Here is a 15,360-nt window from a genome sequence, read left to right as displayed (position 1 = left end):
GTCTGCATCGGGTCGTCCACGGCGGTAGGGGACCTGGATCTGAAGCCGCGCTTTCGAATCTTGCGTGCGGACAGTTCACGGACCTGGGTTCGGGAAGCCCGCGTCAGCCTTCGCGGGGATCAGCTGGCAGCGGGTCGGCCCCGGTCGTCAGATGGAGCGCGAAGACACCTAGGGCTTCTTTGTCGGGTGGGTAGATGGCGCGGATCACGTCACCGAGTTCTTCGGGGCTCATGGTCCCGCCCCCGATCGCCGTGGGTGATTCGGCGTCCAGCAGCGCGCTGATCGAGTCGTGGATATGGATGCGTGCGACGCGGGTGGTGAGGGAGTCGTCGCCGGAGATCATCCGGAGGGTGTCACCGACCCGCATCCTGCGGATCTTGGGGTAGCCGACCCGGATCTCGACGGTTTTGGTGCCGCTCACGATGAGGTCGAAACAGGGCTTTCGGATGATGAGTTGGTGTGCCCGGGGCCGGGTCGCGTCGTCCATGGTCTGCTTCACCTTTCTGTGTCCCAGCGCCTTTGCTCAGTACACGTCCCATCGGGCCTGTGCGCGGCCCGTTCTCAGGGTGGTCAGCCGGTGGCTGAGCTGTGCCGTCGCTGAGGGGTCGCCCCCGTCGGCACGGCGGATGAACGACGCCAGCGTGTGCAGATCCCTCATGGTGATCAGGGTGCGGAGCCCCGGCCAGTGGGAGGGGTCGTGCCCGTAGTGACGGACGAACTCCTCGATCTCCTGACGGGTGCGGCCGAATCTGGCGCCCTGGAAGGTGTTCGCCAGGTCCAGCTCCCTGGGGCCGAAGGCGGCTTCGTCCCAGTCGGCCAGCCGTACGGTGTCCCCGTCCCAGAGGGTGTTGCCGGGGTAGGCGTCGCCGTGGACGAACCCCTGGCCGAGGGGCGAGCGGAGGGCCCGGTAGTCGCTCCGGCTCTCCTCGACGGCGCTCTCCAGCCAGCGCCGGTCGTCCGGGCTGAGCGTACTGCTGGACGTCACCGCGTCGTGAAGCGAAGCGAGGGGCTGGTACGGGGACAGCTCCACGGGCGGGACGGGCAGCTCGTGCAACTGACGCAGGAGCGTGCCCAGGGCGCTCGGCGGTGGCGCCCCGGTCCGGTGCTGGGAGTAGCGCACCCACAGCGTGACGACGTACGGCCCGCATTGCACGGGCTGGGGTACATCGAGGGGTTCGACGGCGGGGAAGCCCTGGTCGGTGAGCCAGCGGAGCAGGGCGATTCCACGAGCCGAGTCGGCCTCCTCGGCAAGGGGCTTGACCCGGGCCACGGCGTCCGCGCCGGGGAGGAGGAAGACGGGGGTGGCGTGGCTGCGTATCACGGTGATGTCCCGCGCCGAGAGGCCGAGCTGGGAGCAGGCATCACGGACCGCGCTCTCGGAGGCAGTAGGAGTGGTGGTCACTGGATCGACGTTAGCGCGGCACTTCCATCGAGAAGACGGAAGTCTCTGGTCAGCTCGGTCAGTTCCCGCGCCGCGCGATTCGACCGCAACCTCGGTTGGTGGAGCGCCTCCGTGACGCGACCCAGCGCGTTGCCGAGCTGCTGGATGCGCTGTTCCGGGTGGAGTGAGAGCACACGATGCAAGAGCGTCCCGGCGGTCTCGATGTCTCCCAAGGCGAGCCGGGCGGTGATGACATCGACAACGGCCAGGGCCTCGTCACCGTATGAACGCTCCTCACGGGGACCGTTGCTGTACGTGGCGATGGCACGGGTGGCGTAGCGCTCAGCCTCGGCGTGGTTGCCGAGCAGGGCATACGTCGCTCCGACGTAGTAGTCCTGCTTCGCAGCGGGGAAGGTGAGGATTCCGCCGAACTCACCTAATCCATCATCCCCAGGAGTTTCCTCCTGGGCGTCCTGTAGACGGGCGAGTGCAGCCGTGGCGCGCTGGTGATCACCGCTGCGAGCGGCCGTCCGGGCCTCGATGGCGATGACCCGGATTCTGGATTGGCCGGCGGAAGCGAGTTCGGCAGCCTCTTCCACGTACTCCAAGGCTCGGTGGTGGCGGGGAGACCACTCCGCGATCAAGGCCGCCGTGCCTCCGATCCAAGCGCGGAGCCCTTGGTGGTCGGCCTGCTGCGCGCAGGCACCAGCCGTACGGATCTGCGCCAAGGCAGACCGCTGGTCACCAAGGTTCTGAGAAGCGTGGGCCAGCAGCAGACAGCAGGTACCAGCGAGGAAGTAGAGACTCCTCGACTCCTGCGGCTTCTGCCGCCCTTTCAATAGGCCGAACACTTCGTCCCGTACGGCCACAAGAGAGACGAACAAAGGCCGAACAGGTGCGTGGACGTATTGCGCGGCAATGTCGGCGAGGGCGTCGGACAGGTACGAGAGGGTGTCGGTGTCGACGTTGCTGGGCGTGATGAACTCAGCGAACCGGAGTGAGTCCCTGGCTGCGGCCGTCACCGCTCCATGCAGTTCACACGGTGAGACACCACCAGAACCCGGAAGTCCGGCGAGTGGGACAGTGTGACCGAGGGCGGCCCTTCCCGCGTCCTCGTTCTCGCGCTGGCCCGGCCCCGCTCCGTCTCCCCCGTTCCTGCGCTGGGCACGTGCGGCGGAGGCATGCTTCTGAAGCTGCTCCGGCGACAGACCGAAGGTGATCGCGATGTGCGCGACCGTGTGGTTCGTCGGGATGTTCTCGTTGTTCTCGTACCGGCTGATCTCCCGCCGGGACATGGTGTCCCGACCAGAAACCGCGTTGATCACCTCGGCCTGTTTCTCCTGAGTGCGCCCCGCCCTGGTGCGAAGCCGGAGCAGCAACTCCCCGAAGGTCGCGGCCTCTTGCATGAATGAGCCCCCTGTCCACGCGCGTGGGCCCATCATGTACACCCGTTCCCCCGCCGTTTCCCCCTTGACAGGTCTTTCCCCCTTTCGATTCCCCTGGGCCGACGTTCGTCCTGACGATCTGATGGCGTCATGCCCCAGGATCGAGTAACCGGTCATACCGGCAACATGATTGTGTCTACCTTCAGCCCCAGCGGACCCGCCAAACTCCCGATCACCCCCGCCCAGCGTCTGCAAACCCTGCGCACCCTCTGCAACGGGGACTCCCATGAGCTGCCCGAGCGACGGGTGGCCCTGTATGTGCGCGGCGAGGCGGGGCGGGAAGGGGAGGCCGACGCGGTGTTCGCCCGGTTGCGGGGGTACGCGGAGCGGCGCGGGTGGGAGGTGGGTGCGGAGTACCAGGAGGTGGACGGGTTCTTCCCGTCGGGGTCAGCGCCCGCCTGGGAGGCCGTCCGGCTGGGGGTGGCGACCGGGTTCGTCCACGGTGTGCTGACCGTCGACCGGGGGCACCTCGACCCGGACGACCAGGTGTACGAGGACGAGATCCGCGCGGTGTGCGAGGGGACCGGGTTCCTGGTGCTGCTGGTGCCGGAGACGGCGGCGGACACCACGCCGTACCGCCCGTGAACGGCCGTCGGATGCCCCCGTCCGCGCGGGAGTGGGACGAGTGGCACAGCGAACACACCCCGTATCCGGTGACCGAGGAGGAGACGGACGGCTTCCTGGAGCTGACCGGGATGCGGCCGGGCGCCGTCGTGGCGGATCTCGGGTGCGGGACCGGGGAGTGGACGCGGGCGCTCGCGGCCAGGGGCGCGCGGGTGACGGGCTACGACTTCGCGCCGGGCGCGTTGCGTACCGCCCGCCGGGACGGGAGCTCCGACCGGTACGTCCACTGGGACATCGACACGGGGCCGGTGCCGCGTTCCCTCGCGCCCGGGAGTGTGGACGTCGTCACGTTCCGGGACTCCCTGCATCTGCTCCAGGTGTTCCGGGTGCTGGGTGACGCGGCCCGGTTCGTCCGCCCGGGAGGCGCCGTCCACATCCGGGAGAACCCGGCCGCCGGTACGGCCGACCCCCGGTTCCGGGGGCGGCTCACCGAAGGGCGCCTCAGCGGCATCCGCACTCTGAACCGCTGGCCGCACACCTTCTCCCGGTGCGCGGGGACCACGGTCCTCGTCCTGCGCCGCCCTGGCTGACCCCGGCCCCGGCCGACACGGACAGCCCGAGGTCGGACCGCCGGGCCCCAGGCGCCCGAGGTCGGACCGCCGGACACCGGACCGCCCCGGCACCACACACCCCCCGGCCGCCCGGACGACGCCCGTCCCAGGTCAGACCGACAGGCCCCGTAGCGCCAGGTCCGCCAGCGCGCAGACGAACAACGCGATGCCGATGAAGCCGTTCACCGTGAAGAACGCCCGGTTCAGCCGGGACAGGTCGTGCGGGCGGACCACCCGGTGCTCGTACACGAACGCGACGGCGACGATCAGCAGGCCCAGCCACAGGAGGACCCCCGCGTCGGTGGCCACCGCGTACCAGACGAGCAGGGCCATCGTCACCGCGTGGCACACCCGCGCCCCGTACAGGGCCGCCGGGATGCCGTAGCGGGCCGGGAAGGACAGCACGCCGTGCGCCCGGTCCGCCTGGACGTCCTGGCAGGCGAAGATCAGGTCGAAGCCGCCGATCCAGATCCCGACCGCGAGACCGAGGATCACCGCGTCCCCGGACCAGGTCCCGGTGACCGCGAGCCACGCGCCGACCGGGCCCATCGCCTGCGCGAACGCCAGGATCGCGTGCGGGAAGTTCGTGAACCGCTTCCCGTACGGGTAGACCACCATCGGGACGACCGCGGCGGGCGCGAGCATCAGGCACAGCGGGTTGAGCAGGGCCGCCGCGCCCAGGAAGACGGCGAGGGCCACGGCCGCGCCGGTCCACGCGGAACGCACGCTCACCGCGCCGGTCACGATCTCGCGGTTCGCGGTGCGCGGGTTACGGGCGTCGATCTCCCGGTCGATGATCCGGTTGCACGCCATCGCGAAGGTCCGCAGGCCCACCATCGCGACGGTGACGAGCAGCAGGGTGCCCCACCGGACGCCGCCGCCGTCCTGGAACATCGCGGTCAGCGTGGCGATGTACGCGAACGGCAGCGCGAAGACCGAGTGCTCGATCATCACCAGCCGCAGGAACGACCGGGTCCGGCTCGCCGGGCGGGCCGGACCCGGCCCGCCGACGACGCTCTCGGTGGCCGGCATCAGCGTTCCCCCGCCGTACCGCGCCGCGCCCGTACGGGGCTCACAGTCCGTACTCCTTCCAGCGGCGGTCGACCGTGGCCGCCGTCGCCGGGTCGGAGCTCACCATCTCCGGCCAGCCGCCGTCCCGCGTGTACCCCTCCTCGGGGAGCTTGCGGGTGGCGTCCAGGCCCAGCTTGCCGCCCCAGAACTTCTGGTACGAGGCGTGGTCGAGATGGTCGACGGGACCCTCCACCAGGCTGATGTCCCGGGAGTAGTCGACATTGCCGAGGGCCCGCCAGGCGACCTGCTCCAGGTCGTGGACGTCGCAGTCGGCGTCCACGATCACGATCAGCTTGGTCAGCGACATCATGTGGGCGCCCCAGATCGCGTGCATGACCTTCTGCGCGTGCTTGGGGTACTTCTTGTCGATCGCGACGATCGCGCAGTTGTGGAAGACCCCGGCCTCGGGCAGGTGGTAGTCCACGATGTCGGGGACGACGATCTTCAGCAGCGGCAGGAAGAAGCGTTCCGTCGCACGGCCCAGCGGACCGTCCTCGGTCGGCGGGCGGCCCACGACGATCGACTGGAGCAGCGGGCGCTTGCGCGTCGTCACACAGTCGATGGTGAGCGCCGGGAAGTCCTCCTGCGGCGTGTAGAAGCCCGTGTGGTCGCCGAACGGGCCCTCCGGGAGCGTCCGGCCGGGCTCCAGCCAGCCCTCCAGCACGACCTCCGCCTGCGCGGGCACCTGGAGCGGCACCGTCTTGCAGTCGACCATCTCGACGCGCTTGCCCTGGAGGAAACCGGCGAGCAGGTATTCGTCGATGTCACCGGGCAGCGGCGCGCTGGACGCGTACGTCACGGCCGGGGGGCAGCCGAAGGCGATCGCCACCGGCAGCCGCTCGCCGCGCCGGGCGGCGACCTGGTAGTGGTTGCGGCTGTCCTTGTGGATCTGCCAGTGCATCCCGATGGTGCGCTTGTCATGGCGCTGGAGCCGGTAGAGGCCGAGGTTGCGCACCCCGGTCTCGGGGTCCTTGGTGTGGGTCAGCCCCAGGTTGAAGAACGAACCGCCGTCCTTCGGCCAGGTGAACAACGCGGGCAGGGTGTCGAGGTCGACGTCGTCGCCGCGCAGCACGACCTCGTGCACGGGTCCGTCCTTGACCTTCTTCGGCGGGACGTGCGACATCGCGCCGAGCTTGCCGAACGCCTCACGGACCCCGACGAAACCGTTCGGCAGCTCGGGCTTGAGCAGCCCGCCGATCTTCTCGGTGATCTCCGTGTACGACTTCAGGCCCAGGGCCTTCAGCAGCCTGCGGTCCGTGCCGAACACATTCATGGCCAGGGGCATCGAGGAGCCCTTGACGTTCTCGAAGAGGAGCGCGGGGCCCTTCGCCTTCTGGACCCGGTCGACGATCTCGCCGACCTCCAGGTAGGGATCGACCTCGGCCTTGATTCTCTTGAGATCACCTTCGCGTTCGAGCGACCGGAGCAGGGAGCGAAGATCGTCGTAAGCCATGCCGTCCAGTATCCGGTACCGGTTACCCTGGCCCCGTCACCGGGGCCGCGCCACGGCCCGCCACCACCCGCTGGGGGATTACGCACCATGCTCAGGTATCTGCCGTTCCTGCTGATCCTGGCGCTGTGGATCTACGCCTTCATCGACTGCCTGAACACCCCCGAGGAGGAGGTCAAGCACCTCCCCAAGGTCGTGTGGGTGATCATCGTGCTGCTGTTCGGGCAGGTGCTGATCGGGCCGGTCGCGTGGCTCGTCGCGGGCAAGGTCAGGAAGGCCCCGGCCGTCGGTGGCCGGGGTGGCGGCCGGGGCCGGGCCCAGTGGGTGGCCCCCGACGACAACCCCGAGTTCCTGAAGTCCCTCGGCGAGGAGACCCGGCGCAAGTCGGAGCAGGACCCCGAGCCGGAGGACCGCACCGACCCGGACGAGGACCCGCAGGGCCGTAAGCCGTAAGCCGTAAGCCGTAACCAGCCCCACGGGTCCCGTCCGCCCCGGGCGTCCCGCGTCCCGGCGTGAGCTGTGACACGCGCGGCCCGCCGGTACGTGGCGCGCGGCTGGTCGGTACGTGATGTGCGGCCCGCCGGTACGTGGTGTGCGGCTCGTCACGTACGGGTGACGGACGCCGGGCCCCGGTCAGTGGCGGATCAGGGGCGGCGGCCCGCCTTGTCCACGATCTCGCGGTCGAGGATCGCGGAGGTGCCCAGCAGCTGGCCCTTCTTCAGCCCGTCCCCGGTGTCGCGCACGGCGACCACCCGCTCACCGAGGTACTCCTTGGTCCTCGGGTCGAAGACCAGCTGCTCCTGGTAGCCGTCCTCGTTCTCCCGCACCAGGGCGACCCCGGTCCGTCCGGCCGCGTCCTTCACGCCGTCGACCACCTCGACCGCCTTGATCCTCGCGGCGGCCCGGTACAGCGCGACGGCCTGCTTCTTGGGTACCAGCGACTCCCCGACCAGATCCCCGAAGAGGTTGAACGCCCGCTCGTCCTCGGGTGTCTTGTCCCCTTGGCCGTTGTCGTACAGCCACTTGTGCATCTTGGCGGGGTCGGTCGGCAGCTTCTGAAGACTGCGGTAGTCGGTGTTGCTCGCGTCACCGGGCTGGGGCGCGTCCAGCTTGATCCGTCCGTTCCGGTTGTCCTCGTCCAGCAGGCCCTCGCGGGTGCCGTCGACGGACGCCCAGACCTCCCGGTCGTGGATCCGCTCCAGCTCCGGCTTCGTGTTCTCGGCGAACGACATGTAGCCGATCCTGCTCTTGACGTAGACGAACTGGTCGTCCCGGATACGGGCCGGGGCGTCCCGCTTCGAGGCCGCCAGCGCGATGTCCTCCAGGAGCCGTGCCGCGTCGTCCGAGCCGTACCCGGCCGCCTTGCCGGGGGCTCCGGTGCCGCCGGGTGCGGCGGCGGTGTCACGGGAGCCGGTGCCGTCGGACGGCAGGGCCACGAGGACCCCGGCGGCGACAGCCGCGGCGGCGACGGCGACCAGGGCGGGCCGCGGCCACACCCGGCGCGCCGGGCGCGCGTCCGTCTGGGTTTCCTGCCGGAACTCGGTCATCAGGTGCTCCTTGAGGAGTCGGTGACGGCCCGGCGGAAGGTCCTTCTCGGGAAGTGTGCTCATCGTTTCCCCTCCTGGGTGGGCCCGGCCGCGATCGCGCGGCCACCTCTCATCTGTCCGTACCGGTGCGCGGGTTCCCGGTGTTCCGGAATCTCTTCGCGGGCCTGTCCGACCGCCGCCGCCAGCTTCTTGCGGGCCCGGGACAGCCGGGACCGTACGGTGCCCACCGGCACCCCGAGAGCCGCCGCCGCGGACACGTAGTCGAGGCCCGACCACACGCACAGCGCCAGCACCTCACGCTCCGGGCGCCGCAGCTTCGCCAGCGCGGTGCGCACCAGCGCGAGCTGCCGCGCGTCCCCGATCCGGTCGGCGAGCTCGTCGGCGAAGTCGGGGACGGCCTCGGGGCGGGGCAGCCTGGCGACGGCCGCCGTATGTCTTCGGGCGGCCCGCCGGGTGTTGCGGGTGACGTTGGTGGCGATGCCCAGCAGCCAGGGCCGCAGCGAGCCGCCGTCCTCGTCGACCTTGCCCCGCAGCCGCCAGGCCTCCAGAAAGGTCAGCGACACGATGTCCTCGGCCGACGACCAGTCCCCCGTCAGCCTGAACCCATGGTTGTAGACGGACCGGGCGTACGTGTCGAAGAGCGCGCCGAAGGTCTCGGCGTCCCCTTCGCGCACGCGGGCCCTGATCCGCCGCGTATTGGTGTCCACGTCCCCCATCTGTCCGGGGCCCTGGTCCGGGTTCCCATGACGAAGGGGGCCGTCCACGTGATCCGGATCACGTGGACGGCCCCCTTCGTCGCGGGGCCGGGCGGTCAGACGCCCGCGTACGAGTGCTTGCCCGTCACGAAGATGTTGACGCCGTAGTAGTTGAACAGCCAGCAGGCGAAGGCCAGCAGCGCCAGATACGCGGCCTTGCGGCCCTTCCACCCGGCCGTGGCACGGGCGTGCAGGTAGCACGCGTAGGCGACCCAGGTGATGAACGACCAGGTCTCCTTGGGGTCCCAGCCCCAGTAGCGGCCCCACGCGTCACCGGCCCAGATGGCGCCCGCGACGATCGTGAACGTCCACAGCGGGAAGACGGCCGCGTTGATCCGGTACGTGAACTTGTCCAGGGTCGCGGCGGACGGCAGCCGCTCCATCACCGAGGCGGCGAACCGGCCGGGGGTGTCACCCCGGGCGACCTTGCTCTCGTACGAGTCCCGGAAGAGGTAGAGCGTCGTCGACATCGCGCCCACGTAGAACACCGCGCCGCAGAAGATCGCGGTGGAGACATGGATGACCAGCCAGTACGAGTGGAGCGCGGGGACGAGCTGCGCGCTCTCGGTGTAGAGCACGGTGACCGCGACACCGAGGTCGAGCAGGACCATGGTGGTCAGCGGCAGACCGATCCAGCGGACGTTCTTGCGCAGCGCGAGCAGGCCGAGGTACACACCCGTCGCGACCGTGGAGAACGTGATGTTGAACTCGTACATGTTGCCCCACGGCACCCGCTGCACCGACAGGCCGCGGGCGAGGACCCCGGCCGCCTGCACGGCGAACGCGAGGACGCTCAGCGAGATGGCGATCCGGCCGTACAGATCGCCCTTCAGGGTCCCGCCGGCCGCGCCGGGCCCGTCGGGGACGTCACGGGTCCCGGTGGCGGCCCGGGTGACGACCTGGGGCCGGTCCAGCACCGTGGTGCCGCCCGCGGACTTCACGGTGACGGCGGGCGCGGCGGACTTCGTCCCGGCGGTGAGCGAGGCGGCGGTACGGCCCACCTTGCTGCGGCTGCCGAACGTCCACTCGGCGATGTAGGCGAAGAAGGCCAGCGTGTAGACGGCCATCGCGGAGTAGATCAGCGTGTTGCTGATGTTCGCGAGGTTTTCGTTGGTCGCTGCGGCGAGAGTCACTTCTCTGCCCCTTCGGCAGGAACGGCTGGGGTCGTGGTCGTGTTCGGGGGCGTGCTGGTGGGGGCCGGGTCCGGTTCGGCGGCGGTCGCCTCGGCGTCGGCGTCGGCGTCGGCGCGGTCGGCGTCGGTCGTCGGGGCCTGGTCGTACAGGGCTCCGGCGAGTTCGGACAGTTCCTCGGGGACCTTCGCGGACTCGCTGCGGCCGAGGCCGGCCATCTCCACGACCGTCACCCCGTCGCGGCCGGTGACCGCCCGCACCCAGACCCGGCGGCGCTGGATGAACAGCGAGGCGGCGAGCCCGACGATCGCGGCGCCCGCGCCGATGAGCGCCCAGCCGCTGCCGGGCTCACGGGTGATCTGGAACCCGGCCCACTCCTGGGTCTCCTTCTCGTAGGTGACCGAACCGGCGCCGCCGGGCAGCTTCATGGTCTCGCCCGGCCGCAGCATCTCCTTGAAGAGTTCGCCGTCCTTGTCCTTGAACTCCTTCAGCTTGCGCTTGTCGAGCTGGTAGACGTTCTGCGGCACACCCGCGTCGACCCCGAGCGAGCCGTGGTACGCGGACAGCGCGAGGACCGGGTAGTCGAGCGCCGGGAAGTTGGACAGCATCTGGCCCTGGCCCTCGCCCGCGAAGGACGGCACGAAGAACGCGTTGAAGCCGAGCTGTTCCTTCTCGCCCTTCGTGTTGCGGTAGCCGTCCATGACCTTGACCGCGCCGGACGAGGTGACGTTGGCGTCGAGCGGCAGCAGCGGCACCGGCTCCTTGAAGATCACCTTGCCCTTGGGGTCGCGGACCGTGATCACGGGCGCGTAGCCATGGCTGACCAGGTAGACCTTGGTGCCGTCGATGTTCAGCGGCTCGTTGACCTTGATGGTCTTCTTCTTCTCCGGCCCGTCGGCGCCCTCGCTGTAGACGACGTCCGCCTTGAACGTACGCGGGGTGCCCCGGGTCGGCCCGGTGCGCTCGTAGGTGCCCACGAACTTGTCGAACCGGAAGCTGAAGGCGTTCAGGTCGTCGGCGGTGAAGAGGTTCCCGGACTTGAAGTCGTCGTACTGCGTGAGCGTGTTCGCGAAGCCGCCGCCCGGCAGGATCAGCTTGTTGCCCTCGTAGCGCAGCAGCTGTCCGGCGCCGAACGCGACCAGCATCACGATCAGCGCGATATGGAAGGCGAGGTTGCCGGCCTCCCGGAGATAGCCCTTCTCGGCGGCGACGGCGTCCCCGACGGTGTGCGCCCGGAACCGCCCCTTCTTCAGCAGGGCGAGCGCCGCCGCGCGCACCTCCTCCGGCTTCGCGTCGGTGCGCCACGTCGTGTACGCGGGGAGCCGGGTGAGCCGCTTGGGAGCGGCCGGCGGACGGCTGCGGAGCTGGCCGACGAACTGCCAGGTGCGCGGGACGATGCAGCCGATCAGCGAGACGAACAGCAGGATGTAGATCGCGGAGAACCACACCGAGCTGTAGACGTTGAAGAGTCCGGCCGCGTCGTAGAAGGACGCCAGCGTCGGACTGTTCTCGCGGAGGTCCTCGATCCGGAAGTCGTCGGTGCCGCGCTGCGGGATCAGCGATCCGGGGATCGCCGCCAGCGACAGCAGCAGGAGCAGCAGCAGCGCGACCCGCATCGAGGTCAGCTGGCGCCAGAACCAGCGCGCCCAGCCGATCACCCCCATGGCGGGAAGGTTCGGGGCCTCCTCGCGGGGGGCGGTGGAGAGCTGCGCCCCCGCGGCGCCGAGGTCGTCGGCGGGGCGCGCGGAGGTGTTCCCCCCGGTGTCGCCCCGGTCGGCCTTGGCCTTGGTGTCGCTCATCTGCTCAGATCCCTACGGTGAAGCCGGTGGACCAGCCCTGCATGTCCTGGACGATCGTGGTCCAGACCCCGGTCAGCATCAGCAGCCCGGTCACGATCATCATGCCGCCGCCGATCCGCATCACCCAGACGTAGTGCTGCTTGACCCAGGCGAAGACGCCGAGCGCCTTACGGAAGGCAACCGCCGCGAAGATGAACGGCAGTCCGAGACCGAGGCAGTACGCGACCGTCAGTATGGCCCCGCGGCCCGCGGTGCCCTCACTGATGGCCAGGGTGTTCACCGCGGAGAGGGTCGGGCCCATGCACGGCACCCAGCCGACGCCGAAGAGGGCGCCGAGCAGTGGTGCGCCCGCGAGTCCGGCGGCGGGCTTCTTGTGGAAGCGGAACTCCCGCTGGGTGAGCCAGGGCATCAGGCCCATGAAGAACAGGCCCATCGCGACCATCAGCCCGCCGAGGACACGGGTGATCACCTCCTGGTGCTCCTGGAGCTGTCCCCCGAAGTATCCGAACAGCGCGCCGCCGGAGACGAACACCACGGTGAAGCCGAGCACGAACAGCGCGGCCCCGGTCGCCATCCGGCCGCGCCGCGCCTCCGCGAGGTCCACACCGCCGACCCCGGTGACATAGCTGAGATAGCCCGGGACGAGCGGCAGCACGCACGGGGAGAAGAAGGAGACGAGTCCGGCGAGCAGCGCGATCGGCAGCGCGAGCAGCAGGGCGCCGCTCATGATCGTCCGGTTCGGGCCCTCGATCGCGGCGAGGAACTGCGGGGCGGCGGCCAGTACGTGGGGGTCCGCGACGGAGGCGGCCCCGGTGAGGGTGGTCACACCGATCACTTCTCCGCGAGTACGGGAGCGATCATCTTGCGCAGGTTCTCCTCGCTGAGGGGGGTCAGGGCGCGTGCGGCGACCCGGCCCTCCCGGTCGAGGACCAGCGTGGAGGGGATCGACTGCGGGTTCAGCGTGCCCTTGGGGAAGCGCAGCATCAGCTTGCCCATGGGGTCGTACAGGCTCGGGTAGGTGACGCCGAAGTTCTTCTCGAACTCGACGGCCGGGCCTTTGCTGGAGTCGCGGGTGTTGATGCCGACGAACTCGGCGTCCGCCTTCAGGTCCTGGGAGACCTTCTGGAACCCGGGTGCCTCGGCACGGCACGGCGGGCACCAGGAGCCCCAGACGTTCAGCACGACGACCTTGCCCTTGAAGTCGGCGACGTCCAGCTGTCCGCCTTCGAGGGTCTCGCCGTCCAGCTTCGGCCCGTCCCGGCGGTCGGCCTTCTTCACCGTGGAGACACCGGCGTCACCGGCCACGAAGTTGGTGCTGTTGGAGCCACCGCTCGCGCCTCCGGAACCGCAGGCCGTCAGCAGCAGCGCGGCCCCCGCCACGGCCGGGACCGCAAGGGCGCCGCGGTTTCGCCGTCGGCTTCTTTCCTCCCGGCGGGGAGTGCGGGGTGCTGCGGCTGGGCTCTGCGGGGCACGGCGAACGGCACTCATGTGAAAAGTTTCGCATGCCTCATTCAGGGATCTTCCGCACCCCCCTGGAGGGGTCGAACACCCATGTCACACGGCGTACGAGGCCCCTGGCACGGTGAGCCGGTCCCCCTACCGGGACCCCTCGGAAACCGTCCCGGCGGTCTGCCGGTCCGCCCCATTCGTCCCGCCGCGCTCGCCGCCCCCCAGATACGTCCGCCAGCCACCGGCGGGCTCCCGCCCCACGTCCAGGGCCCGGAGCTTGGCCAGGACCTCGGGCCGCTGGACGTCCAGCCAGTCCACGAACTGCCGGAACGATACGAGTCGTACGTCCTTCTTGTCCGCTATCTCCTTGATGGTGTTCTCGACGGCGTCCATGTATATGCCGCCGTTCCACTGCTCGAAGTGGTTGCCGATGAACAGCGGCGCGCGATTGGTCTCGTACGCGCGGCGGAACCCCGAGAGGAACGCCCCGGTCGCCTGGTCGCGCCAGCGGTCGTGGTGCCGGACCGGGCCCTTGGTGGCGTTGCCGGACTGGTTGACGAGGATGTTGTAGTCCATCGACAGCACCTCGAACGAACGGCCGGGGAAAGGTATCGCCTGGAGCGGCAGATCCCAGACCCCGCCCTTCTTCTCCGGCCAGCGCTGGGTACCGCCCGGCGAGGACGAGTCGTACCGCCAGCCCAGCTCCCGGGCGACCGGCAGCAGCCGCTCCTGGCCGAGCAGACACGGGGTTCGGGCGCCGACGAGTTCCTTGTCGTAGTCGAACGGCAGCGACGGCAGATCCGTCCAGCCGGTGTTCGTGCGCCAGTTCTTGACGAACGACCTCGCCTGTTCGATCTCGCTGCGCCACTGCGCCCCGGTCCAGTTGCCGACGGACCCGGAACCGCCGCAGAAGTGACCGTTGAAATGCGTCCCGATCTCATGGCCGTCCCGCCAGGCCCGGTCCACGTTCTTGATCGTCCGCCGGATGTTGGCGTCCTTCAGATATCCGATGTCCGACGCGCCCACGGGGTTGTTCGGCGGACGGTACAGCCGCTTCTTCGACTCCGGCAGGAGATAGATCCCCGAGAGGAAGAAGGTCATATGCGCGCCGTACTCCCGGCCGAGATCGAGAAAGCGCGGGAACAGTCCGTTGCCGATCTCCCCGGCCCCGTCCCAGGAGAAGATCACGAATTGCGGCGGGGTCTGTCCGGGCTCCAGCGGGACGGGCGCGGGCGGCTGGTGCGGCTGCTTCCCCGTGAACGACGTGGACCCGTCCCCGATGGGCCGGGCCCCCGGCGCACTGGACCCGCCGCCCTTCGAAGGCTCCTTGGAAGCGCTCCCACGCCCCCGGTCGCCGGTACCCCCGCCACCCGATCCGCACGCCCCGACCCCGAACGCGGCCACCGCCCCCGCACCGGCCCCGATCATTCCCCGTCGGCTGAAGTCCCGCATGAATACCCCTGCTGCTCGTCGTCCCGCATCCCCCGAAGGTCCGCCCGATTTCCGGACGCACACACTTTGAGAGCACACAACGAACAAACAGGTTCCGAGAACGACCGAACCAGAACGACTTTTTACCCCTTTTTGATCACCCCCACCCAGCCAGCCAACAAGGCAAGGCGGCGCGCCGAAGACGCCCGGGGCCCGCACAAGCAACCACGAGCAACCGGCACCGAACCAGCACAGCAAAGGGGACGCGCCCCAAGGGGCGCGGGGAACTGCGCAAACCCACGAGCGACGGCACAGGAACAAGCGCGCCCAGCACCAGGTACCCAGGGGCGCGAGGAACTGCGCACCCCACGGACGACCCGCACGGGAACAGGTACGCCCAGCGGAGAAGACCTCAGGGGTGCGAGGAACTGCGCACCCCACGAACGACGGCACAGGGACAAGCACGCCCAGCACAGCAAACCCAGGGGCGCGAGGAACTGCGCACCCCACGAACGACGGCACAGGAACAGGTACGCCCAGCACAGCAAACCCAGGGGCGCGAGGAACTGCGCACCCACGGACGACCCGCACAGGAACAGGTACGCCCAGCACAGCAAACCCAGGGGCGCGAGGAACTGCGCACCCACGGACGACCCGCACGGGACCAGGTACGCCCAGGGACAAGAAACCCGGAGCCCGGGACAGCACGGGGACCGGACAGCTCAGC

Annotated in this window: 15 protein-coding genes; 3 read left to right on the top strand and 12 right to left on the bottom strand. The window is 69.7% G+C overall.

Going from position 1 to position 15,360, the window contains the following annotated elements; genetic code table 11:
• Positions 1-103: 103 nt before the first annotated feature.
• Genes OG711_RS22965 through OG711_RS22955 form a run of 3 tightly spaced genes read right to left on the bottom strand, consistent with a single transcriptional unit; the run spans position 104 to position 2,787 of the window.
• Entirely contained in the window at positions 104-487 is a 384-nt protein-coding gene (locus OG711_RS22965; RefSeq protein ID WP_329560235.1) for an ASCH domain-containing protein, read from the bottom strand.
• A gap of 36 nt (positions 488-523) precedes the next feature.
• Positions 524-1,402 carry a phosphotransferase enzyme family protein gene (locus OG711_RS22960; RefSeq protein WP_266516738.1) on the bottom strand — a complete coding sequence of 293 codons (879 nt, stop codon included), beginning with the start codon at positions 1,400-1,402 and terminating at the stop codon, positions 524-526.
• Entirely contained in the window at positions 1,399-2,787 is a 1,389-nt protein-coding gene (locus OG711_RS22955) for a helix-turn-helix domain-containing protein (protein ID WP_266516740.1), read from the bottom strand. The genes OG711_RS22960 and OG711_RS22955 overlap by 4 nt, the downstream gene beginning before the upstream one ends.
• A 165-nt stretch (positions 2,788-2,952) precedes the next feature.
• Here OG711_RS22955 and OG711_RS22950 point away from each other — a divergent pair, with 165 nt between their 5' ends.
• Both OG711_RS22950 and OG711_RS22945 read left to right on the top strand, forming a co-directional pair.
• Positions 2,953-3,411 carry a hypothetical protein gene (locus tag OG711_RS22950; RefSeq protein WP_266516741.1) on the top strand — a complete coding sequence of 153 codons (459 nt, stop codon included), beginning with the start codon at positions 2,953-2,955 and terminating at the stop codon, positions 3,409-3,411.
• 11 nt (positions 3,412-3,422) lie between these two features.
• Positions 3,423-3,980, top strand: coding sequence for a class I SAM-dependent methyltransferase (locus OG711_RS22945; RefSeq protein ID WP_329560234.1), 558 nt, complete (start codon positions 3,423-3,425; stop codon positions 3,978-3,980).
• 132 nt (positions 3,981-4,112) lie between these two features.
• Here OG711_RS22945 and mqnP read toward each other — a convergent pair whose 3' ends face one another.
• Positions 4,113-5,033 carry a menaquinone biosynthesis prenyltransferase MqnP gene (gene mqnP / locus OG711_RS22940; RefSeq protein WP_329560233.1) on the bottom strand — a complete coding sequence of 307 codons (921 nt, stop codon included), beginning with the start codon at positions 5,031-5,033 and terminating at the stop codon, positions 4,113-4,115.
• A gap of 40 nt (positions 5,034-5,073) precedes the next feature.
• On the bottom strand, positions 5,074-6,525 hold the full coding sequence (locus tag OG711_RS22935; protein WP_073793000.1) for a menaquinone biosynthesis decarboxylase: 1,452 nt from the start codon (positions 6,523-6,525) through the stop codon (positions 5,074-5,076).
• Positions 6,526-6,612: 87 nt separating this feature from the next.
• Here OG711_RS22935 and OG711_RS22930 point away from each other — a divergent pair, with 87 nt between their 5' ends.
• Positions 6,613-6,975, top strand: coding sequence for a PLD nuclease N-terminal domain-containing protein (locus OG711_RS22930; RefSeq protein WP_099279742.1), 363 nt, complete (start codon positions 6,613-6,615; stop codon positions 6,973-6,975).
• Between the two features lie 191 nt (positions 6,976-7,166).
• Here OG711_RS22930 and OG711_RS22925 read toward each other — a convergent pair whose 3' ends face one another.
• From OG711_RS22925 to OG711_RS22895, 7 genes are all read right to left on the bottom strand, one after another.
• A complete protein-coding gene (locus tag OG711_RS22925) occupies positions 7,167-8,132 on the bottom strand; it encodes a CU044_5270 family protein (RefSeq protein ID WP_329560232.1) in 966 nt (321 codons plus the stop codon).
• Positions 8,129-8,785 (bottom strand): RNA polymerase sigma factor, encoded by a 657-nt coding sequence (locus OG711_RS22920; RefSeq protein WP_329563972.1) that lies wholly within the window; start codon positions 8,783-8,785, stop codon positions 8,129-8,131. Before OG711_RS22920 ends, OG711_RS22925 begins: the two co-directional genes overlap by 4 nt.
• Before the next feature lie 95 nt (positions 8,786-8,880).
• Positions 8,881-9,957, bottom strand: coding sequence for a c-type cytochrome biogenesis protein CcsB (gene ccsB / locus OG711_RS22915; protein WP_073793004.1), 1,077 nt, complete (start codon positions 9,955-9,957; stop codon positions 8,881-8,883).
• Positions 9,954-11,753 (bottom strand): cytochrome c biogenesis protein ResB, encoded by a 1,800-nt coding sequence (resB, locus tag OG711_RS22910; RefSeq protein WP_329560231.1) that lies wholly within the window; start codon positions 11,751-11,753, stop codon positions 9,954-9,956. The genes ccsB and resB overlap by 4 nt, the downstream gene beginning before the upstream one ends.
• A 4-nt stretch (positions 11,754-11,757) precedes the next feature.
• On the bottom strand, positions 11,758-12,480 hold the full coding sequence (locus tag OG711_RS22905; RefSeq protein ID WP_073793098.1) for a cytochrome c biogenesis CcdA family protein: 723 nt from the start codon (positions 12,478-12,480) through the stop codon (positions 11,758-11,760).
• Positions 12,481-12,584: 104 nt separating this feature from the next.
• Positions 12,585-13,241, bottom strand: coding sequence for a TlpA family protein disulfide reductase (locus OG711_RS22900; RefSeq protein WP_266516751.1), 657 nt, complete (start codon positions 13,239-13,241; stop codon positions 12,585-12,587).
• Between the two features lie 108 nt (positions 13,242-13,349).
• Positions 13,350-14,654 carry a polysaccharide deacetylase family protein gene (locus OG711_RS22895; RefSeq protein WP_329560230.1) on the bottom strand — a complete coding sequence of 435 codons (1,305 nt, stop codon included), beginning with the start codon at positions 14,652-14,654 and terminating at the stop codon, positions 13,350-13,352.
• Positions 14,655-15,360 lie beyond the last annotated feature (706 nt).

It is taken from the genome of Streptomyces uncialis, assembly GCF_036250755.1.
Classification (GTDB): Bacteria; Actinomycetota; Actinomycetes; order Streptomycetales; family Streptomycetaceae; genus Streptomyces; species Streptomyces uncialis.
This window is presented reverse-complemented; position numbering and strand designations above follow the sequence as displayed.